18 protein-coding genes and 1 pseudogene are annotated in these 20166 nt (G+C 61.1%); 12 read left to right on the top strand and 7 right to left on the bottom strand.

Annotation, left to right across the window (positions count from 1 at the left end; translation table 11 throughout):
* Position 1 precedes the first annotated feature (1 nt).
* From OZ428_RS01220 to OZ428_RS01255, 8 genes are all read left to right on the top strand, one after another.
* Complete coding sequence (locus OZ428_RS01220; protein WP_010565408.1) at positions 2–403, top strand: ExbD/TolR family protein; 402 nt, start codon at positions 2–4, stop codon at positions 401–403.
* Between the two features lie 173 nt (positions 404–576).
* Positions 577–1158 (top strand): alpha/beta hydrolase, encoded by a 582-nt coding sequence (locus OZ428_RS01225; RefSeq protein ID WP_269132515.1) that lies wholly within the window; start codon positions 577–579, stop codon positions 1156–1158.
* Between the two features lie 50 nt (positions 1159–1208).
* Positions 1209–2135, top strand: coding sequence for a sigma 54-interacting transcriptional regulator (locus OZ428_RS01230; protein ID WP_269132516.1), 927 nt, complete (start codon positions 1209–1211; stop codon positions 2133–2135).
* Between the two features lie 126 nt (positions 2136–2261).
* Positions 2262–3044, top strand: coding sequence for a MetQ/NlpA family ABC transporter substrate-binding protein (locus tag OZ428_RS01235; protein WP_133076561.1), 783 nt, complete (start codon positions 2262–2264; stop codon positions 3042–3044).
* Between the two features lie 355 nt (positions 3045–3399).
* The gene (locus OZ428_RS01240; RefSeq protein WP_133076560.1) at positions 3400–4065 is read left to right on the top strand and encodes an amino acid ABC transporter permease; all 666 of its coding nucleotides are present in this window, start codon (positions 3400–3402) and stop codon (positions 4063–4065) included.
* Complete coding sequence (locus tag OZ428_RS01245; RefSeq protein ID WP_033898855.1) at positions 4046–4705, top strand: amino acid ABC transporter permease; 660 nt, start codon at positions 4046–4048, stop codon at positions 4703–4705. Before OZ428_RS01240 ends, OZ428_RS01245 begins: the two co-directional genes overlap by 20 nt.
* Positions 4702–5478: an amino acid ABC transporter ATP-binding protein gene (locus OZ428_RS01250; protein WP_133076559.1), complete on the top strand. Its 777-nt coding sequence runs from the start codon at positions 4702–4704 to the stop codon at positions 5476–5478. The genes OZ428_RS01245 and OZ428_RS01250 overlap by 4 nt, the downstream gene beginning before the upstream one ends.
* Complete coding sequence (locus OZ428_RS01255) at positions 5475–6323, top strand: transporter substrate-binding domain-containing protein (protein WP_033898850.1); 849 nt, start codon at positions 5475–5477, stop codon at positions 6321–6323. Before OZ428_RS01250 ends, OZ428_RS01255 begins: the two co-directional genes overlap by 4 nt.
* Before the next feature lie 127 nt (positions 6324–6450).
* Here the strand turns inward: OZ428_RS01255 and OZ428_RS01260 are convergent.
* Positions 6451–6619, bottom strand: a pseudogene (locus tag OZ428_RS01260) (AAA family ATPase); the annotation flags it as partial.
* A gap of 238 nt (positions 6620–6857) precedes the next feature.
* Here OZ428_RS01260 and OZ428_RS01265 point away from each other — a divergent pair.
* Genes OZ428_RS01265 through OZ428_RS01280 form a run of 4 tightly spaced genes read left to right on the top strand, consistent with a single transcriptional unit; the run spans position 6858 to position 14243 of the window.
* The gene (locus tag OZ428_RS01265) at positions 6858–7940 is read left to right on the top strand and encodes an efflux RND transporter periplasmic adaptor subunit (RefSeq protein WP_133076557.1); all 1083 of its coding nucleotides are present in this window, start codon (positions 6858–6860) and stop codon (positions 7938–7940) included.
* Positions 7937–9007 carry an efflux RND transporter periplasmic adaptor subunit gene (locus tag OZ428_RS01270; RefSeq protein WP_269132517.1) on the top strand — a complete coding sequence of 357 codons (1071 nt, stop codon included), beginning with the start codon at positions 7937–7939 and terminating at the stop codon, positions 9005–9007. The genes OZ428_RS01265 and OZ428_RS01270 overlap by 4 nt, the downstream gene beginning before the upstream one ends.
* A complete protein-coding gene (locus OZ428_RS01275; RefSeq protein WP_269132518.1) occupies positions 9004–12057 on the top strand; it encodes an efflux RND transporter permease subunit in 3054 nt (1017 codons plus the stop codon). The genes OZ428_RS01270 and OZ428_RS01275 overlap by 4 nt, the downstream gene beginning before the upstream one ends.
* Before the next feature lie 2 nt (positions 12058–12059).
* Entirely contained in the window at positions 12060–14243 is a 2184-nt protein-coding gene (locus OZ428_RS01280; protein ID WP_269132519.1) for a glycoside hydrolase, read from the top strand.
* Between the two features lie 103 nt (positions 14244–14346).
* Here the strand turns inward: OZ428_RS01280 and OZ428_RS01285 are convergent, their stop codons facing one another.
* The 6 genes from OZ428_RS01285 to OZ428_RS01310 are packed head-to-tail and all read right to left on the bottom strand — an operon-like array spanning position 14347 to position 20143.
* Positions 14347–14973, bottom strand: a complete 627-nt coding sequence (locus tag OZ428_RS01285) for a class I SAM-dependent methyltransferase (RefSeq protein WP_269132520.1) — start codon at positions 14971–14973, stop codon at positions 14347–14349.
* A gap of 39 nt (positions 14974–15012) precedes the next feature.
* A complete protein-coding gene (locus OZ428_RS01290) occupies positions 15013–15657 on the bottom strand; it encodes a methionine ABC transporter permease (RefSeq protein WP_033898824.1) in 645 nt (214 codons plus the stop codon).
* Positions 15647–16762 carry a methionine ABC transporter ATP-binding protein gene (locus OZ428_RS01295; RefSeq protein ID WP_269132521.1) on the bottom strand — a complete coding sequence of 372 codons (1116 nt, stop codon included), beginning with the start codon at positions 16760–16762 and terminating at the stop codon, positions 15647–15649. The genes OZ428_RS01290 and OZ428_RS01295 overlap by 11 nt, the downstream gene beginning before the upstream one ends.
* On the bottom strand, positions 16759–17574 hold the full coding sequence (locus OZ428_RS01300) for a MetQ/NlpA family ABC transporter substrate-binding protein (protein WP_016974992.1): 816 nt from the start codon (positions 17572–17574) through the stop codon (positions 16759–16761). Before OZ428_RS01300 ends, OZ428_RS01295 begins: the two co-directional genes overlap by 4 nt.
* On the bottom strand, positions 17571–18950 hold the full coding sequence (locus OZ428_RS01305; protein ID WP_269132522.1) for an LLM class flavin-dependent oxidoreductase: 1380 nt from the start codon (positions 18948–18950) through the stop codon (positions 17571–17573). Before OZ428_RS01305 ends, OZ428_RS01300 begins: the two co-directional genes overlap by 4 nt.
* Positions 18950–20143, bottom strand: coding sequence for an SfnB family sulfur acquisition oxidoreductase (locus OZ428_RS01310; RefSeq protein WP_269132523.1), 1194 nt, complete (start codon positions 20141–20143; stop codon positions 18950–18952). Before OZ428_RS01310 ends, OZ428_RS01305 begins: the two co-directional genes overlap by 1 nt.
* Between the last annotated feature and the right edge of the window lie 23 nt (positions 20144–20166).

Below are 20166 nucleotides of genomic sequence, written 5' to 3' on the forward strand. Positions count from 1 at the left end.
GATGGCCTTCTCCACGCAAGACAGCGATGAGGTGCTGAGCGAGATCAACGTGACGCCGTTGGTGGACGTGATGCTGGTGCTGCTGGTGGTGTTTATCGTCACCGCGCCGCTCTTGACCAACGCGATCCCGATCAACCTGCCCAAGACCGAGGCCGTCGCCCCGGTGGAGCAGAAGGATCCGCTGGTGGTGAGTATCGACGGCGCCGGCAAACTGTTTATCAACAAGGACGAAATCCAGCCGGACCTGCTGGAATTCAACCTGCAGGCGGCCAAGGCCAAGGATCCCGATGTGCGGGTGCAACTGCAGGCTGACGATGGTGTGAACTACGGCGAAGTGGCGCGGGCCATGGCGTCTATCGAGCGCGCGGGGATTACCAAGCTGTCGGTGATTACCGCCCGTTAATTGCAAAAGCCTCGACAATTTTTTGGCCGTCTCCTTGGCAGGGTGCGGCCTTTTTTTTGCGTAAAATCCTTTTGTGATTTTGGTTATTAATAAATAGCTTCTTATTCCTTAACGAATATAACCCCCGTCCCTATACTGTTCAGCAACGTTAAACGCTGCAGGAGGGCACACCCATGCACAGCGAGTCGATTCGTTACCTGATCGTGCCGGGCTGGCAAGGATCGCCAGAAGATCATTGGCAAAGTCACTGGCAGAACAGCCTGCCCAACAGCGCCCGTGTGGAGCAAGATGACTGGCTGACGCCCCGTCGCGAAGACTGGGTCGCCGCGCTGGCCGAGGCCATCGCGGCCGACAGCACGCCGGTGATCTTGATCGCCCATAGCCTGGGCTGCATCACCGTGGCGCATTGGGCGGCCACAGCGCCGGTGCAGTGCCTGCGCCAGGTACGCGGCGCCTTGCTGGTGGCACCGGCCGATGTTGAGCGTCCTGCCTGTGCTCCCGCCTTGCGTAATTTCGCGCCCATCCCCACCGACCTGCTGCCGTTTCCGAGCCAGGTGGTCAGCTCCGACAACGACAGTGCCGTCAGCGCGCCTCGGGCCCTTGAGCTGGCCCGTCACTGGGGCGCCGAAGCCGGGATTCTGTCCGGCGCCGGGCATATCAATGTGAAGTCCGGTCACCAACGCTGGGAGCAGGGGTTTGCTTACCTGTACCGCCTGCAAAGCCGCCTTGAGCATCACGCCCGGCGCACTGCCTGAACATTTTTCAACGCCCCGTCCCTTAAAAGGATTGGGGGCGGGAGCCTGCCATGAGTCTGCATGAAACCTACGGCCAGCCGTTGCTGACCTTCCCCGACGCCGAAAAAAGCCCGTTGAGCATTCGCGCCAAGGCGCTGGTGTTTGTCGACTCCCGTTCGCGCCAATTGCGCGAAGACCTCGAAAGCCTCGCACCACGCGCCTTGCCTGTATTGATTCGCGGCGAGACCGGCAGTGGTAAAGAGCTGCTGGCGCGCCACATTCACCGTGGCAGCGACCGTACCGGTTTGTTTGTCTCGGTCAATTGCGGCGCGATCAGCCCGACCTACGCCGATGCCGAATTGTTCGGCTACGCCGCCGGCAGCCACAGTGGCGCCGCCAGCAGCCGGGCCGGTTGGTTCGGTTCGGCGAATGGCGGCACGTTGTACCTGGATGAGATCGGCGATTTGCCGCTGCCGATCCAGGTAAAACTGCTGGCCGCGCTGGAAAACCACGAAGTCACCCGCGTCGGTGCCCATCAGCCCAGCCCGGTGGATGTGCGCCTGGTCGCAGCCACCAGCATCGACCTGGCCCAGGCTGTGGCCGCCGGCAAGTTCCATGAGCGCTTGTTCCATTACTTGAGCGAAGGGCGGCTGGACTTGCCCGCACTGCGCGAGCGCGTGGGTGACATTCTGTCCTTGGCCGAGTACTTCCTGGGTATCTACAGCCAGCGTCTGGATCTGCCGGTGCCGCTGATCAGTGACGCCGCCCAGCGCGTGCTGGAACTCCACAGCTGGCCGGGCAATACCCGCGAGTTGGAAAACGTCATTCACTTCGCTTTGCTGGTGAGCAGCGGCGACGAGATACTGCCCGAGCATCTGAACCTGCCGGTCGCAGGTTCGCCGTTGGAACAAGTGCAGCGCATTTTCCAGAGTGCCAGCCCCGCCGAGCAGGAAACCCTGCGTAAATTCCTACATGAACAAAATGGAATATCAACGTGAATAAAAGATATTGTTCGGGAATAAAAAATCTAGGTATTGTCCCTTCCACGCCGCGATAGCATTTCGCTGGCACACCTCATAAAAATGGTCGTCAGAGACGCCCCGGAATTCCGATAAGGACACTGCATGAAAAAGGTTCTGTTGTTTACCGCACTGGCGGCTGCCCTGACTGCAAGCTTCGCTCAAGCCAACGAAAAACTGGTCGTTGCCGCCACCCCGATCCCCCACGCCGAGATCCTCGAGCTGATCAAGCCGACCCTGGCCAAAGAAGGCGTGGACCTGCAGATCAAAGTCTTCACCGACTACGTGCAGCCCAACGTGCAGGTGGCTGAGAAGCGCCTGGACGCCAACTACTTCCAGACCCTGCCGTACCTGGAAAACTTCAACAAGGGCAAGGGCACCAACCTGGTGACCGTGGTCGGCGTGCATGTTGAACCGTTCGGCGGCTACTCGAAAAAGATCAAGAACATTTCTGAGCTCAAAGATGGCGCCACTGTGGCCATCCCGAACGAAGGCTCCAACAGCGGCCGTGCCCTGTTGCTGCTGCAGAAAGCTGGCGTGATCACCCTGAAAGACCCGACCAATGCCCTGGCCACGCCGAAAGACATCGCCAGCAACCCGAAGAACCTGAAATTCAAAGAGCTGGAGTCGGCCCTGCTGCCACGCGTGCTGGACCAGGTTGACCTGGACCTGATCAACACCAACTACGCGCTGGAAGCTGGCCTGAACCCAGCCAAAGACGCGCTGATCATCGAAGACGCCAAGTCGCCGTACGTGAACTTCCTGGTGGCTCGCCCGGACAACAAGGACAGCGACGCGATCCAGAAACTGTCCAAGGCCCTGACCAGCCCGGAAGTCAAAGCCTTCATCGAGAAGAAGTACAACGGCGCGGTCGTGCCTGCGTTCTGATGTAACTCAAAACCCCCTTCAAGGTTTGAACGCCGACGGCTGTTACAGCGTCGGCGTTTTTTTATGACGTGCTATTAATCGCCCTGCGCAGCGCCATCAACCACTTCACCAACTCCTGCGGATCCATCGGTTTCACTTCCTGCATGGTTCAATCCCTCGAATCTCAGACCCCCCAACCATAGCTGCCACCCGGCAAACCCGCGAATCCGGCAGTTATCTTTTTGGGTGATATCAATATGCTATTTGGGTATTTAAATTTTCTTTTTTATACCTTTAAAGTTCGCGCTACCCGGCGTTACCCACGCCGGATCGGATTGCGCCCGCTGCATTACCCTTGCGGCGTCATGGACTGGAAATGACCTTCGATTTCGCTTTTATCCTCAGCACGCTCCCGGCTTTTCTGAAAGCCGTGGGTGTGACGCTGCAAGTGGGCCTGATCGCCATTGCCACCTCGTTGCTGGTGGCGCTGATCAATGCGGCGCTGCTGGTGTTTCGCACGCCGTACCTGTCGCGCCTGGTGGCGCTTTATGTGGAGCTGGCGCGTAATACGCCGCTGCTGATCCAACTGTTCTTCGTGTACTTCGCACTGCCGGCCCTGGGTTTCAATATTTCCGGGTTCTGGGCGGCGATCATCACCATGACTTTCCTCGGCGGCGCCTACCTCACCGAGGTACTGCGTGCGGGCGTGGAAGCGGTGCCGCTGGCACAGATCGAGTCGGGCAAGTCCATCGGCCTGTCCGACTGGCAACTGCTGCGCCATGTGATCCTGCCTCAGGCCGGTATCCTCAGCCTGCCGGCGTTGTTTGCCAATTTCATCTTCCTGCTCAAGGAGACCACCGTGATCTCCGCCGTGGCGGTGCCGGAGATTCTCTACACCACCAAGAGCTACATCGCCCTCTACTACAAAACCTACGAAATGCTCGCCGTGCTGACGCTGATCTGCGTGTTGCTGTTCTTGCCGCTGTCGCTGTTGCTCAGCCGCCTGGAAAGGAGGCTCCAGCATGGCCAGTTCGGGTCTTGAGTTGTTGTGGGTGTCGTTGCCGCAATTGGGCAAGGGCGCTGCGCAAACCTTGTCGATTTCATTCTTGAGCATCGCCTTCAGCACTGTCGGCGGCGTGCTGTACGGCGTGTTGCGCACCTTGAACAACCGGCTGATCAACGCGGTGCTGCGGGTGTACCTGGAGCTGTTCCGCGCGATCCCGGTGCTGGTGTGGCTGTACCTGCTGTTTTTCGGCCTGCCGATTTTCTTCGGCCTGAGCATTCCAAGCTTCTGGTGCGCTGTGCTGGTGCTGTCGCTGTGGGGCGCCAGTGAAGTCGGCGAAGTGGTGCGTGGCGCCTTGCATTCGCTGCCGCGCGGGCAACGTGAAGCGGGGTTGTCGATTGGCCTCTCGGACCCGCAACTCTACGGCTATGTGTTGCTGCCCCAGGCCCTGAAACGCATGACGCCGCCGACCATCAACGTCTACACGCGCATCATCAAGACCAGTTCCCTGGCGGTGCTGATCGGCGTGGTCGACGTGATCAAGGTTGGCCAGCAAATCATCGAACGCACCTATGAGTCGGTATTGATCTACGGCGTGCTGTTCCTGTTTTTCTTCTTTATCTGCTACCCGTTGTCGGCCGCCTCCAAGGTGCTGGAACGGCGCTGGGCCCAAGCATGAGCGCATTGATCGAGTTCCAGAGTTTCAACAAATTCTTCGGCGAGGCGCAGGTGCTCAAGGGCATCGACTTGAGCGTGCAAAGCGGCGAAGTGGTGGTGATCCTCGGCCCCAGCGGTTGCGGCAAAAGCACCTTGCTGCGTTGCCTCAACGGCCTGGAAGTGGCCCACAGCGGCAGCCTGCGGTTTGCCGGCAACGAGCTGCTGGGCAAGCAAACCGACTGGCGCCAAGTGCGCCAGGACATCGGCATGGTGTTCCAGAGCTACCACCTGTTCCCGCACATGAGCGTGCTCGACAACATCCTGCTCGGCCCGTTGAAAGTGCAAAAGCGCGACCCGCGCGAAGCCCGCGAACAGGCCGAGAAACTGCTGGAACGCGTGGGCCTGGCCGACAAGCGCGACGCCTTCCCGCGCCAGCTCTCCGGCGGCCAGCAGCAACGCATCGCCATCGTCCGTTCACTGTGCATGAACCCTCAGGTCATGCTCTTTGATGAGGTCACCGCCGCCCTCGACCCGGAAATGGTCAAGGAAGTGCTGGAAGTGATCCAGGGCCTGGCCCGCGATGGCATGACCCTGCTGATCGTTACCCACGAAATGGCCTTCGCCCGCGCCGTCGCCGACCGCGTGGTGTTTATGGAAGCCGGTCGCATCCTTGAACAGAACACCCCCGAGGCATTCTTTACGAACCCGCAAACCGCACGCGCGCAGCAGTTCCTGGAGAAGTTCTCCTTTGTTTCAACACTGCCCAAAAAACCTAAGGAACTTGCGCTGATATGAAAAAGTTACTGCTGCCACTGTTTGCCGTCGCTTTACTGGTCGGCTGCGATAAAAAGGCCGAAGAGCCTGTAAAACCTGCCGCTGTCAGTTACATCGACAAGATCAAGGCCCGCGACAAGCTGATCGTCGGCGTATTCACCGACAAACCGCCGTTTGGTTTCGTCAACGAAGCCGGCCGCTATGTCGGTTTCGATACCGATATCGGCCGCCAATTCGCCAAAGACCTGCTGGGCGATGAAAACAAAGTCGAGTTCGTTGCTGTTGAGCCCGCCAGCCGCATTCCGTTCCTGCAAAGCGACAAGGTCGACCTGATCCTCGCCAACATGACCGTGACCCCGGAACGCAAGGAAGCGGTGGACTTCACCAACCCCAACCTGAAAGTCGCGGTGCAGGCCCTGGTGCCGAACGACAGCGCCGTAAAAAGCCTGAATGACCTGGCTACCCGCACCACCATCGTCACCACCGGCACCACCGCCGATATCTGGCTGACCAAAAACCACCCGGACTGGAAACTGCTCAAGTTCGAGAAAAACTCCGAGTCGCTGCAGGCGTTGTCCGCCGGCCGTGGGGATGCCTACGCCCAGGACAACCTGGTGCTGTTCAGCTGGGCCAAGCAGAACCCGGGCTACCGTGTGCTGGAAGAAAAACTGGGTGATGAAGCGCCGATTGCACCGGCCGTGAAGAAGGGCAACATCGAATTGCGTGACTGGGTGAATGCCGAACTGGCCAAGTTGGGCGAGGAGAAATTCCTGCTCAAGCTGTACGACCAATATGTGCGTAAAGAGCTGAGCGATGACACCAAGCCTGAGAGTGTGATTGTTGAAGGCGGGAAGTGGCAGGGCTGATCCCTGGCTTGTTTGGTGAATGATCTACCGCTATCGCAGGCAAGCCAGCTCCCACATTTGAAATGTATTCACACATCAAAACTGTGGGAGCCGGGCTTGCCCGCGATGAGGCCCTGAAGGACACCGCCTATTCCGGCCAATGCCAAGCCGGCGCATCCAGAATCCCCTGCCCGACGATTCGGGTCTCCCCCAACACCTCTCCAACACAATCGAATTGCACCCCTGGCTTGTTGCTACGCCGGCAGCAGGTCTGGATGCAAAGTGGTTTCCGGTTCGTTCAGTACCATCATGGTTGGCTGCCAACCTGATCGAACAGGCTGTGGTAGTTGGGCGTGTGCTGGGCCAGTACATCCCAGTTGCGCCCGTCGCTGGGGCACGAGCGATGCACCAGCAGGCTGGCCGGTCTTGAGCATGGGCATTCAGTCGGCGTGGGAACCATTGGAGTATGGGAGCCTCCATGCAGATAAGGAACCCTGAACTAAGCTCACAGTCGCATACACACTGGCACGTCGGCATCACGCACAAGGAGCCTGCATGGGCGGTCGCATTTGCACCTTTATTTTCGGACTTGGCCTACTGGCGCTGTTAAGCGGCTGTGGCGAGGAAAAGGCTGAGCCCAAGCAGCATTCGCGGGTATTTGTGCAGACTGTACAGCCGGCGGACTTTGCCGCAGCGGTCACGTTGACGGGCGATATCCAGGCCCGTGTGCAAACCGACCTGTCCTTCCGCGTGGGCGGCAAGATCATCCAGCGCATGGTTGACGTCGGTGATCGGGTGAGCGCCAAGCAAGTGCTGGCCAAGCTCGATCCCAAGGACTTGCAGACCAACGTCGATTCCGCCCAGGCCCAGGTCGTGGCCGAGCAAGCGCGGGTCAAACAGACGGCCGCCGCCTTCGTGCGCCAGGAAAAGCTCCTGCCCAAGGGCTACACCAGCCGCAGCGAATACGACTCCGCCCAGGCCGCGTTGCGCAGCAGCCAAAGCGCCTTGGCCGCCGCTCAGGCCCAGCTGGCCAACGCCCGCGAACAGCTCGGCTACACCTCGCTCATCGCCGAAGCCCCCGGCGTGATCACTGCGCGACAGGCCGAAGTCGGCCAGGTGGTGCAGGCCACCGTGCCGATTTTCAGCCTGGCCCGGGATGGCGAGCGCGATGCGGTATTCAACGTCTATGAATCCCTGCTGGTGGAGCCGCCGCCAGAGGCGCCGATTACCGTCAGCCTCTTGGATAACCCGAGCATCAAGGCGGTGGGCAAGGTGCGTGAAGTCACGCCCGCCGTGGCCGCCAATACCGGCACCGTGCAGGTGAAAATCGCCCTGCAAGCGTTGCCCAAAGGCATGGAATTGGGCTCGGTGGTCAGCGCCACCGCCAATGGCCCGGCCAAGGCCAGCATCGAATTGCCTTGGGCCGCGCTGACCAAGGACCTCAGCGAACCCGCCGTGTGGCTGATTGACGGCAACGGCAAGGCGCAACTGCACAAAGTCACTGTGGCACGTTACCTCACCGGCAAAGTCATCATTGGCGATGGCCTCAAGGGCGGCGAAAAAGTCGTGGTGGCCGGCGGGCAATTGCTGCACCCCGGCATGATTGTCGAGATCGCCCAGCAAGGAGCCCAGCCATGAAGCGCCTGACGGTGTTACTCGCCGCCAGCCTGTTGCTGGTGGCCTGCTCCAAGGAAGAACCGCCACCCGAGCCCGTGCGGCCAGTGCTGTCGATGGAAGTGAAAGCCGAGGACCAGGAAAACCTCGGCCGTTTTGCCGGCACCATCCAGGCCCGTTATGAAAGCAACCTGGGCTTCCGCGTGCCCGGCCGCATTGCCCGCCGCGCCGTGGACGTGGGCGCCGAGGTGGAGAAGGGCGCCTTGCTTGCCGTCCTCGACCCCACCGACCAACAGAACCAATTGCGCGCCGCCCAGGGCGACCTGGCTCGCGTGCAGGCGCAATTCATCAACGCCCAGGCCAATGCCCGCCGTCAGCAGGAATTGTTCAACCGTGGCGTCGGCGCGCAGGCCCAGTTGGATATTGCCCAAACCGACCTGAAAACCACCCAGGCCTCTCTCGACCAGGCGCAAGCCTCGGTCAACCAAGCCAAGGACCAACTCAACTACGCCGAACTGCGCACCGACCACGCAGGTATTGTCACCGCGTGGAACGCCGAAGCCGGCCAGGTGGTCAGTGCCGGTCAGCAGGTGGTGACCCTGGCCCGCCCGGATATCAAGGAAGCGGTAATCGACCTGCCCGCCGGCCTGGCCGAGCGCCTGCCCCATGACGTGGTGTTCCTGGTCGCCGGGCAACTCGACCCAAGCTTCAACACCACCGCCATCGTGCGCGAGATCGAACCCCAGGCCCAAAGCGCCACGCGCACCCGGCGCGCGCGGCTGACCCTGGCGGAAACACCGCCTGCGTTCCGCCTCGGCACAGCGATCAGCGTGACCTTAAGCACCGCCATTGCGCCACGCATCGAAGTGCCCCTGAGTGCTTTGCAGGAGGTCGACGGCAAGACCCGCATCTGGCTGCTCGACACCCAAAGCCAGACCGTGCAACCGCGCGACATCAGCCTGATCAGCCGTGACGCCAACAGCGCCTTGCTCAATGGCGGCGTCAAACCCGGCGAGCGTATCGTCACTGCTGGCGTGAACAGCCTGAAGCCTGGGCAAAAAGTCAAAATCGACGAGGACAGCCCGCGATGAAAGGGAGCTTCAACTTATCCGACTGGGCCCTCAAGCATCAGTCCTTCGTCTGGTACCTGATGTTCGTCGCGCTGCTGATGGGCGTGTTTTCCTACATGAACCTGGGCCGCGAGGAAGACCCTTCGTTCACCATCAAGACCATGGTGATCCAGACCCGCTGGCCAGGCGCGACCCAGGAAGAAACCCTCAAGCAGGTCACCGACCGCATCGAGAAAAAACTCGAAGAACTCGACTCCCTCGACTACGTGAAAAGCTACACGCGGCCAGGCGAGTCCACGGTGTTCGTGTTCCTCAAGGACACCACCAGCGCCAAGGCCATCCCGGAGATCTGGTACCAGGTCCGCAAGAAGATCGACGACATTCGCGGCACCTTCCCCCAGGGCTTGCAGGGCCCATCGTTCAACGATGAGTTCGGTGACGTGTTCGGCTCGGTGTACGCCTTTACCGGCGACGGCCTGTCGATGCGCCAGCTGCGTGACTACGTGGAGCAGGTGCGCGCCGAGATCCGTTCGGTGCCGGGGCTGGGCAAGGTCGAGATGATCGGCCAGCAGGACGAAGTGATTTACCTGAATTTCTCCACGCGCAAACTGGCGGCCCTGGGGATTGACCAGCGCCAGGTGGTGCAGAGTCTGCAATCGCAGAACGCGGTGACGCCGGCCGGGGTGATCGAGGCCGGGCCGGAGCGGATTTCGGTGCGGACTTCTGGGCAATTCGCCTCGGAGAAAGACCTGGCCAATGTGAACCTGCGGCTCAATGACCGTTTCTATCGCCTGGCGGACATTGCCGATATCAGTCGTGGCTATGTGGACCCGGCGCGGCCGATGTTCCGCTTCAACGGCAAGCCGGCCATCGGCTTGGCGATTGCCATGCAGAAGGGCGGCAATATCCAGTCGTTCGGCAAGGCCCTGCACACACGTATGGACGAATTGACCGCCGACCTGCCGGTGGGCGTCGGCGTGCACAAGGTGTCCGACCAGGCGGAAGTGGTGGAAGAGGCTGTCGGCGGCTTTACCAGCGCGCTGTTCGAAGCGGTGATCATCGTGTTGGTGGTGAGCTTCATCAGCCTGGGTATGCGCGCCGGGTTGGTGGTGGCGTGCTCGATCCCGTTGGTGCTGGCGCTGGTGTTCGTGTTTATGGAATACAGCGGCATCACCATGCAGCGGGTGTCGCTGGGCGCGCTGATTATCGCCCTTGGCCTGCTGGTGGACGACGCCATGATCACCGTCGAAATGATGATCACGCGCCTGGAGAAAGGCGAAACCAAGGAGCAGGCAGCGACCTACGCCTACACCTCCACGGCGTTCCCGATGCTGACCGGTACGCTGGTGACGGTCGCCGGTTTTGTGCCCATCGGCCTCAACGCCAGTTCAGCGGGCGAGTACACCTTCACTCTGTTCGCGGTGATTGCCGTGGCGATGCTGGTGTCGTGGGTGGTGGCGGTGCTGTTTGCGCCGGTAATCGGCGTGCATATCCTGAGTGCCAAGGTGAAGCCTCACGATGCCGAGCCGGGGCGAATTGGCCGGGCGTTCAATGGCGGCATGCTCTGGGCCATGCGTAACCGTTGGTGGGCGATTGGCATCACCGTGGCGCTGTTTGTGGCATCGGTGTTCTCCATGCAGTTTGTGCAGAACCAGTTCTTCCCGTCATCGGACCGCCCGGAAATCCTGGTTGACCTGAACCTGCCGCAAAACGCCTCGATCAACGAGACCCGCAAGGCCGTCGACCGCCTGGAAGCGATCATCAAGGACGACCCGGACATTGCACGCTGGAGCACCTACATTGGCCAGGGCGCGATCCGGTTCTACCTGCCTCTCGACCAGCAACTGGAAAATCCCTACTACGCGCAGTTGGTCATCGTGAGCAAGGGCCTGGAAGAGCGCGGCGAGTTGATCGTACGCCTGCAAAAGCGCCTGCGCGATGACTTCGTCGGCATTGGCAGCTTTGTGCAGCCGCTGGAAATGGGCCCGCCGGTAGGTAGGCCGATTCAGTATCGCGTGTCGGGCAAAGACACCGACCAAGTACGCAAACACGCCATCGAACTGGCGACCTTGCTCGACAAGAACACCCACCTGGGCGAGATCATCTACGACTGGAACGAGCCGGGCAAAGTGCTGCGCATTGACATCGCCCAGGACAAGGCGCGCCAACTGGGGCTGTCGTCGGAAGACGTGGCGCAGTTGATGAACAGCGTGGTCAGCGGTGCCTCGGTGACCCAGGTGCATGACGATATCTACCTGATCAACGTGGTCGGCCGCGCCGAAGATGCCGAACGCGGCACGCCGGAAACCTTGCAGAACCTGCAGATCGTCACACCCAACGGCACCTCGATTCCGCTGCTGGCGTTCGCCACGGTGCGCTACGAGTTGGAGCAGCCGCTGGTGTGGCGCCGCGACCGTAAACCGACGATCACCATCAAGGCGTCGGTGCGTGATGAGATGCAGCCGACGGACCTGGTGAAACAGCTCAAGCCGGAGATCGATAAGTTCAGCGCCGGCTTGCCGGTGGGCTACAAGGTCGCCACCGGCGGCACCGTGGAGGAAAGCGGCAAGGCCCAGGGCCCGATTGCCAGCGTGGTGCCGTTGATGCTGTTCCTCATGGCGACATTCCTGATGATCCAACTACACAGTGTGCAGAAGATGTTCCTGGTGGCGAGTGTCGCGCCGCTCGGTTTGATTGGCGTGGTGCTGGCGCTGATCCCCACGGGCACGCCCATGGGCTTTGTGGCGATCCTGGGGATTTTGGCGCTGATCGGCATCATCATCCGTAACTCGGTGATTCTGGTGACGCAGATTCACGAGTATGAAGTGGCAGGTTATTCACCGTGGGATGCGGTGGTGGAGGCTACCGAGCATAGGCGCCGGCCGATCCTGCTCACGGCAGCCGCTGCAAGCCTGGGCATGATCCCCATCGCGCGTGAGGTGTTCTGGGGGCCAATGGCCTACGCGATGATCGGCGGGATCATCATCGCGACTTTGCTTACACTTTTGTTTTTGCCTGCGTTGTATGTGGCTTGGTACAAGATCCGCGAGCCCAAACACGAACAGAGCTGAACATGCCCCAGTTCCTGCGCCACAGTTGGTTGATCTGCACGTTGTTGCTGTCACCCATGGCTTTTGCCGGCACCGTTCTGGAAAACGCGTTGTGGCGGGTCGAACTCGACCCGGCCACCCTTGCGATCCGCGTGACCCCCAGCGGGCAACCGACGATACAAGCCTCCAGCGGCGTAGCGGCCCGTGCCGTCAGCCAGCTTGCCCACAGCGATCAGCAGGCCGATTGGCAATGGGATGATGGCGCCTTCCGTGTGAGCGCTACCCTTGAGCAGCGCGACCTGGCGTTGTCCATCCGTGCGCGTGCGCCGGGTGAAATCCCCATTCTTCAACAACCGGCCAGTGCCTTGGGCCAAGGCTTTATGTGGCCTTTGGCTGAAGGGCATTACGTACCCGCCGATAACGCTATCTGGAAGGCGTTTCTGCTGGAGCAAGGCGACCTCAACACCACCCAGGATCTCAGCCTGCCGTTGTGGGGTGTCGACCACGGCGTGTTTACGCTCAACTGGTTGCTGACCAATCCCTATAACAATCGCCTGCGGTGGCAACCGGACCAGGCCCTGTCCTTGGCCCATGAATTCACCTCGCTCGACCCTGATGCGCCGATGACGTTGCGGTTGCACCTGGGCGATGGCGATCCCTTGGCCGGCGCCAAGCGCTATCGCCAGTGGTTGGTCGAGCAGGGGCGGTACGAGCCTTTGGCGGACAAACTGCGACAGACGCCCGAAGCGCAGAAGTTGCTGGGCGCCAGTCATGTCTACCTGTGGGGTAATGACCTGCTGGCGTTGGAGGATGTGCGGGATTGGTCCTTGTTGCTCCAGCGCCTGCGTGGGCATGAACTCAACGGCTTGCTGGACAAGGAGTCTGCCAAGGTACTGGCGCAGACCACGGCGTTGAATCGTTATGAGCAGACGGTGCTGCTACGAGGGCTGAACGCGGCGATCAACAAGAAAGCGCGGCAGAGTTGGCAGGTAGCAGAGCCTGATATGACACGGCTCGCTGCGCGCTACGGTGAATTGCGTGGCGAGTTGGCCGTGGACTTTGCCGGCGCCCTCAGTGAAAACCCGACAGCCTGGGGCAACCCGGTGATTCAATCGCTGAGCAACGCCGGCCTGCCCCGTGTGTTGCTGACCCTGGGCGAAGGCTGGGAAGGCGGGCTCTGGCACCCCGAGGCGATTCGCGCAGGGGTCGATGCGGGCTTCCTGATGGCGCCCTACGACTCCTATGAAACCGCGTTATCCGCCAGGGAAAACCCCGATTGGACCACCGCCCACCTTGGCAGTAATGCCTATCGCAACTGCGCGATTGTATTGAAAGGCGGCAAGCTCAAGACCGGTTTTCAACAGTCCGGGCACTACACCGACCCGCGCTGTGTACGGCCGTTGCTGGAAGCGCGGGTGCAGGCCGTGCAAGCCAAGGCTGGCTTCAACGCCTGGTTCCTGGATGCCTACGCCACCAGCATGGTGTTCGACAGCTACCGCGGCAGTGCACCGATGACCCAGGCGCAAAACGCCGAAGGTAACATCGACGCCTCCCGCTGGATCAATACCGCGCGCAAGTTGCCTACCGGTTCTGAAGACGGCAACGCCATCACGGCCCAGGGCATTCTGTTTGCCCATGGCATGCAGACGCCAGTGATGGGCTGGGGTGATCACGCGATGACCAAGGACAAGCAGTCGCCCTATTACGTCGGTAACTGGTTCCCACCGGAGCAGCCGGCGGTGTTCTTCAAGCCAGTGCCATTGAAGGAGCCGTTTCGCACGGTGTATGTCGAACCGACGATGCGCCTGCCGTTGTATCAGGCGGTGTTCCATGGCTCGGTGATCACGACTCATCACTGGTTGTTCGACAGCCTGAAGCTGAGCAATGTGCAGGTTGAATATGAGCTGACCCAACTGCTCTACAACGTACCGCCGCTGTATCACTTGAGTGCTGCGACCTTGAAGCAGCGACTGCCATTGATCCAACGCCAGGACGCCTTTTTCCGCCCGTTGCACCAGCGTTTGGCCATGCAGGAAATGACCGGTTTTCGGTGGCTGACAGCGGATCGGCGGGTGCAGGAGACCACGTTTGCCGATGGGACGCGGTTGGTGGCGAATTTTTCCAGTGAGGAAAAAGCAGGGTATGTCGCTCGGAGTGTGACGGCGCTACTGAAGGGTGATGAAGCCCAGGTTTATCAGGTCAAATAACCTGTGGCGAGGGAGCTTGCTCCCGTTGGGCTGCGTAGCAGCCCCAAAGCTTGGGGCCGCTTCGCGCCCCAGCGGGAGCAAGCTCCCTCGCCACAAAAAGCCGTCAGAGTTTGCGCCACACGCTGGCCAGCCAAGGCTGCTGCTCACGCGGCAGTCCGGCGGGGCGGTAGTAGTGTTCCAATTCCACAAAGCCTGCGTGGGTGAGCAACGTTTGCCACGCCGCCAAGTCGTGATAAGACCCATAGCGCGGCCCATTCCAGCCTTCCTGATTCTCACCCCGGGGATTGGAGCTGAACAACACGCCCCCAGGCTTCAACGTCCCCTGCAACTGCTTGAGCACTCGCGGCAGTTCCTGCTTGGGAATATGAAACAGCACGGCATTGGCAAAAATCCCATCGAAGCGCTCGGCGGGCAGGTCCAGCTTAAGGAAGTCCTGCTGCAACACCTCGCAACCACTGTCTTCCCGCGCCATCTGCGCAAACCGCTCCGAGCCATCCAAGCCTACGGCGATGTGTCCCATACGCGTAAACGTCTGCAAATCCCGCCCCGGCCCGCAGCCAAAGTCCAGCACGGTAAACGGCCCTGTGCCCTGGATATGTCTGAGCAAAGCATCGATATTCTGGCTCACATCGTGATCACGGGTGCCTTCACGGAAGTCCTCGGCCACCTTGTTGTAGTGGCCAAGGGTGGTGGAGGTGATCTGGTCGAGGTCGTTGGGCTTGAGGGGCATGGCAAGTAATACCGGGCACTGAGATGCCCCGACTATACCTCACCTCTTGTTGAGCACCCGCGCCAGGCGATCACCGCCCAACTGAATCACCGCCACCAGCATCACCAGCAACACGATCACCGTTAGCATGATCTGCGTATCAAAGCGCTGATAACCATAACGGTAGGCAATGTCGCCCAAGCCGCCCGCGCCAATCGCACCGGCCATGGCCGACGAGTTGATCATGGTGACCAAGGTGATGGTGAACCCGCCGACAATCCCCGGCAGCGCTTCCGGCAGCAGCACATGCCAGATGATGTGCCAGCGACGACAGCCCATGGCTTGCGCAGCCTCGATCAGACCGTGGTCGACCTCGCGCAGGCTCACTTCGGCGATCCGTGCAAAAAACGGCGTGGCGGCAATGGTCAGCGGCACGACGGCGGCCCATACGCCATAGGTGGTGCCGACGATCAGCCGGGTGAACGGGATCAACGCCACCATCAGGATCAGGAATGGAATCGAGCGGAACAGATTGACGAATGCCCCCAGCACGCGGTTAAGCGCCGGGGCTTGATAGATACCGCCTTTGTCGCTGGTCACCAGGAACACCGCCAGTGGAATGCCCACCAGCAGCGCGATCAGTGACGACACGCCGACCATCAACAAGGTGTCGATGGCGCCCTGCACTAAACGATCAAACCACATAGCCCAGCACCTCCGCCTGTTGTGCCCAATTGCCGGCGCGGTTGCGCAACTCGCTAGCGTCGTGGGTCGAGCCACTCACCGCCAACAGCAGTTGCCCAAGGGCATGCCCCTGGATGCGTTCCACGCCACCCTGCAGCAAGCGCACGCGCCCGCCGAGTGCGCTGAACAGCGCGGCCAAGTCCGGCTCATCGGTGTCGCTGCCGGTGAACTGCAAGCGCAGCACCACGGCGGCGTCGGCGGATGCCGGTGTGGCCTGCAAACGGCTCTGCAACTCGTCCGGCAGCCCGTGTTGCAGCGGTGCCAGCAGGGTTTTGCTGACGTCATGCTGCGGGTTGCCGAACACCTGCCAAACCGGGCCTTGCTCAACGATGCGTCCGTGTTCCAGCACCACCACGCGGTCGCAGATTTCGCGGATTACCGCCATCTCATGGGTGATCAATACGATGGTCAAACCCAGGCGCTTGTTGATCTCACGCAGCAGGCCGAGGATCGACTGGGTGGTTTCCGGATCCAGGGCCGACGTGGCTTCGTCGCACAGCAGGATCTGCGGGTCATGCACCAGCGAACGGGCGATGCCCACCCGCTGTTTCTGCCCGCCGGACAGCTGCGCTGGGTAAGACTTGTGTTTGTCCTGCAAACCCACCAGTTCCAGCAGCTCACGCACCTTCTGCTCGCGTTGCAGCTTCGGCATGCCCGCCACTTTCAACGGCAACTCGACGTTCTGCCACACCGTCTTGGCCGACATCAGGTTGAAGTGCTGGAAGATCATGCCAATGCGCCGACGCAGCTCCACCAGACGGTCTTCATCGAAGTCACCGATGTCGACCTGATCGATCAGCACGCGCCCGCTGCTGGGTTGCTCCAGGCGGTTGATGGTGCGGATCAGCGACGACTTGCCGGCACCGCTGCGGCCGATGATGCCGAACACTTCACCGCGCTGGATCGCCAGGTCGATGCCTTGCAAGGCATGCACGGTGCCGTCGTAGGTCTTGCCCAGGTTGATAAAACGCACATGGGCGCGGTTCAGGTCAGCGTGCAGTTCGGTCTGCTCGGCGTCCCTGGGCGGCAGGCCCAGGTCGCGCAGTTGGGCGTTGGCGGCGGTCATTTTTTATCTTCCCAGCCGACCTGGTAGAGCTTGCCGAGGGATTTATCCAACGCAGCGCGCACGACCGGCGAATGTTGGTAGATGTCGACGAACTTGATCACCCGAGGGTCGGTTTTGCTTTTCGGCTGGATCACGAACTGGATCACGTATTCCGGGTGGTCGAGGCCGTCAAACAGCAGTGCCGATTCGGCATCGAAGGTCTTGGACAGGCGGATATACGCCGGGTAGCCCTGCACCAGGTCGGCGTCGTCGTAGGCGCGTACCAGTTGCACGGCCTCGACCTGCAGGATCTTGATCTTCTTCGGATTGGAAACGATGTCCTCTTCGGTGGCCTTGTAGCCCACGCCCGGCTTGAGGGTGATCAGCCCGGCCTTGGCCAGCAGTTGCAGGCCGCGACCGCTGTTGATCGGGTCGTTGGCAATCGCCACGCTGGCGCCTTGGGGCAGGTCGTTGATGCTCTTGTACTTCTTCGAATACAGGCCGACGTTGTTGATGATCCCCGGCGCGTACGGCACCAAGTCAAAGCCGGCGGCGGCCTTGGCGTTTTCCAGGAACGGGATGTGCTGGAAGTAGTTCACGTCGATATCGCCGGCCGCGAGGCTGACGTTCGGCGCGATCCAGTCGGTGAATTCCACCAGCTCGACTTTCAGGCCTTGCTTGCCGGCTTCTGCGACGGCGGCTTCAAGGGGAATCGCAAAGGCCGCCGTGGTGCCGATTTTCAACGGCGCATCGGCGGCGAATACCGCCGAGCTGAACAGTCCGAAAGCCAGGGCCAGTGCTTTGACTGGGTGAGCGAGCAATGTCTTTTTCATAGGGTATTTCCAGTCAGAGAAGCCGTTTGGCGGTAGGTGGAGCCGGTGTGTTGTTCGGGCAGGCGGGCGTTGCCGTGGAAGACTTTTTCGCGCAGCGTGCCGGTCTCGTACGCGGTCTTGTAGGACCCGCGCTTTTGCAGCTCCGGCACCACCAGGTCGATGAAGTCCACGTAGCTTTCCGGCGTGACGATGCGCGTGAGGTTGAAGCCGTCCAGGCCGGTTTCGCTGATCCAGGATTCCAGCTCGTCGGCGACCTGCTCTGGTGAGCCGACCAAGGTGATGTAGCGGCCACCGAGGGCGTGCTGTTCCAGCAACTTGCGCCGGGTCCAGTCGTTGTTCTGCAGATTTTTGGTGGCCGATTGGATCGCGTTGCTTTTCACGTACTGGATAGGTTCGTCCAGCGTGTACTCGGCGAAATCAATCGCAGTAGACGCCGAGAAATGCGCCACACCCGCCTCCGGACTGGCATAGCTCAGGTACTCGGCGTGCTTCTCCCAGGCCAGCGCTTCGGTGGCGCCCACGATCACGTTGAGGCCCATGAACACCTTGATGTCATCCGGGTTGCGCCCGGCTGCCACGGCGCTGGCGCGTACCTTGTCCACCTGCACCTTGGTCGCCGCCTTGTTCTGCCCGCTGATGAACACGCACTCGGCATGCCGGCCTGCGAACAGCAAACCGCGATCCGAACTGCCGGCCTGGAACAGCACCGGCGTGCGTTGCGGCGACGGTTCGCACAGGTGATAACCTTCCACCTGGTAGAACTCGCCGTGATGCTCGACCTTGTGCACTTTGCCGGGCTGCGCATACACCCGCGCTTTTGGATCGTTGAGTACCGCGCCGTCTTCCCAGCTGCCCTCCCAGAGCTTGTACAGCACCTCCAGGTATTCATCGGCCTGGTCGTAGCGACGGTCATGTTCAACCTGCTCGGTCAGGCCCATGGCCTTGGCGGCGCTGTCGAGGTAGCCGGTGACGATGTTCCAGCCGACCCGGCCACGGCTCAGGTGGTCCAGCGTGGACATGCGTCGGGCGAACAGGTACGGCGGCTCGTAGGTGAGGTTGGCGGTGAGGCCAAAGCCGAGGTTTTTAGTGACGGCCGCCATGGCCGAGACCAGCAGCAACGGGTCATTCACCGGCAACTGGATCGACTCCTTGAGCGGTACGTCGATCGAGTTCTGATAGACGTCATACACGCCGACGATATCGGCGATGAACAAACCATCGATCAGACCGCGTTCCAGGGTCTTGGCCAGTTCGGTCCAGTACTCGAGGGTCTTGTATTCGGTGGAGGTGTCCCGTGGATGGGTCCACAGGCCGTGGTTGATGTGCCCGATGCAGTTCATGTTGAAGGCATTGAGCAGGATTTTCTTCTTGGTCATCAGATGGTCCCCCGCAGTGGCGGGTTTTCATCGTTGAGGTAGTAATTGCCCACCGCGTGGTACTTCCAACGCACCGGATCGTGCAGGGTATGCACGCGGGCGTTGCGCCAGTGGCGGTCCAGGCCATGCTCGGCCAGGGTCGCCTGGCTGCCAGCGAGTTCGAACAAGGTACTGCCGGCGGCCAGGGAAATCTCGGTACTCAAGGCGCGTACTTCAGCGACGGCGATGGAGGCGGCTGCAACCGTTTCGGCGTTGCTGTCGGCCTGGGCGCGGTCGAGGCATTCACCCGAGCGTTCCAGCAGCGCCTCGGCGGCGTGCAGGCGGATGCTCAGGTGCCCGAAGCTTTTCAGGGTCAGTGGGTCTTCGGTGGCTTTGTCGTTGCCGGAATCGATCCATGGGCGGGTCTTGGTGCGCACAAAGTGCAACGCATCCTCAAAGGCCGCGCGGGCGATGCCCGTGTCGATGGCGGCGTGGAGGATCTGCGCCAGCGGACCGACGGTTGTGGGGCGTTCAAAGGCGCTCTGGAACGGGATCACGTCTTGCGCGGCAACCCGCACGTTGTCGAACACCACCGACCCGCTGCCGGTGGTGCGCTGGCCGAAGCCGCTCCAGTCGTCGATCACGCTCAGGCCTTCGCTGTCGCGCGGCACAAAGGCGAGTTGCTGCACGCCCTGTTCATCCACCACCGACGTGGGGATGCGTTGGGCGTAGATCGCGCCGGTGGAGTAGAACTTGCGACCGCTGATTCGAAACCCGTCGCCGTCACGGGTGATTCTGGTGACACGGTCATGAGCCGTTTTTGTGCCCAACTCTGCCAGGGCGTTGCCGAAGCGTTGGCCTGCAAGAACTTCGGCGTACAGGCGTTTTTGCTGCGCTGGGCGGCCGTTTACGCGCAGCACTTCCAGGGCATAAAAATGGTTTTGCGGGATCTGGCCCAGGGAAGCATCCGCCTGGGCGATCAGCGCGATGACCTTGGCCAGGGTGACGTTGGACACGCCCGCGCCACCGTACTCCTTGGGCACGCTGATACCCCACAGGCCGGAGCGCGAGAATACATCCAGCTCAGGCAGCGGCAGGCGGCGTTCACGGTCGCGCTGGGCGCTGTCGCGACGGAAGTCTTCGGCCAGGTCGCTGGCGACAATAAGGGCTTGTTCGTCGCTGGTGATAACCGCGACGTTTGCAGAGAAAGTCATAGGTGTTCTCCAGAGGTCTGGTC

Origin of the sequence: Pseudomonas sp. GXZC (genome assembly GCF_026967615.1) — a bacterium.
In the GTDB taxonomy this organism is placed as follows: domain Bacteria; phylum Pseudomonadota; class Gammaproteobacteria; order Pseudomonadales; family Pseudomonadaceae; genus Aquipseudomonas; species Aquipseudomonas azotoformans_A.

Bases quoted from the DNA above. Each gene is read 5' to 3' on its own strand.
- OZ428_RS01220 (WP_010565408.1), top strand. From the start codon at position 2: ATGGCCTTCTCCACGCAAGACAGCGATGAGGTGCTGAGCGAGATCAAC.
- OZ428_RS01225 (WP_269132515.1), top strand. From the start codon at position 577: ATGCACAGCGAGTCGATTCGTTACCTGATCGTGCCGGGCTGGCAAGGA.
- OZ428_RS01230 (WP_269132516.1), top strand. From the start codon at position 1,209: ATGAGTCTGCATGAAACCTACGGCCAGCCGTTGCTGACCTTCCCCGAC.
- OZ428_RS01235 (WP_133076561.1), top strand. From the start codon at position 2,262: ATGAAAAAGGTTCTGTTGTTTACCGCACTGGCGGCTGCCCTGACTGCA.
- OZ428_RS01240 (WP_133076560.1), top strand. From the start codon at position 3,400: ATGACCTTCGATTTCGCTTTTATCCTCAGCACGCTCCCGGCTTTTCTG.
- OZ428_RS01245 (WP_033898855.1), top strand. From the start codon at position 4,046: ATGGCCAGTTCGGGTCTTGAGTTGTTGTGGGTGTCGTTGCCGCAATTG.
- OZ428_RS01250 (WP_133076559.1), top strand. From the start codon at position 4,702: ATGAGCGCATTGATCGAGTTCCAGAGTTTCAACAAATTCTTCGGCGAG.
- OZ428_RS01255 (WP_033898850.1), top strand. From the start codon at position 5,475: ATGAAAAAGTTACTGCTGCCACTGTTTGCCGTCGCTTTACTGGTCGGC.
- OZ428_RS01265 (WP_133076557.1), top strand. From the start codon at position 6,858: ATGGGCGGTCGCATTTGCACCTTTATTTTCGGACTTGGCCTACTGGCG.
- OZ428_RS01270 (WP_269132517.1), top strand. From the start codon at position 7,937: ATGAAGCGCCTGACGGTGTTACTCGCCGCCAGCCTGTTGCTGGTGGCC.
- OZ428_RS01275 (WP_269132518.1), top strand. From the start codon at position 9,004: ATGAAAGGGAGCTTCAACTTATCCGACTGGGCCCTCAAGCATCAGTCC.
- OZ428_RS01280 (WP_269132519.1), top strand. From the start codon at position 12,060: ATGCCCCAGTTCCTGCGCCACAGTTGGTTGATCTGCACGTTGTTGCTG.
- OZ428_RS01285 (WP_269132520.1), bottom strand. From the start codon at position 14,973: ATGCCCCTCAAGCCCAACGACCTCGACCAGATCACCTCCACCACCCTT.
- OZ428_RS01290 (WP_033898824.1), bottom strand. From the start codon at position 15,657: ATGTGGTTTGATCGTTTAGTGCAGGGCGCCATCGACACCTTGTTGATG.
- OZ428_RS01295 (WP_269132521.1), bottom strand. From the start codon at position 16,762: ATGACCGCCGCCAACGCCCAACTGCGCGACCTGGGCCTGCCGCCCAGG.
- OZ428_RS01300 (WP_016974992.1), bottom strand. From the start codon at position 17,574: ATGAAAAAGACATTGCTCGCTCACCCAGTCAAAGCACTGGCCCTGGCT.
- OZ428_RS01305 (WP_269132522.1), bottom strand. From the start codon at position 18,950: ATGACCAAGAAGAAAATCCTGCTCAATGCCTTCAACATGAACTGCATC.
- OZ428_RS01310 (WP_269132523.1), bottom strand. From the start codon at position 20,143: ATGACTTTCTCTGCAAACGTCGCGGTTATCACCAGCGACGAACAAGCC.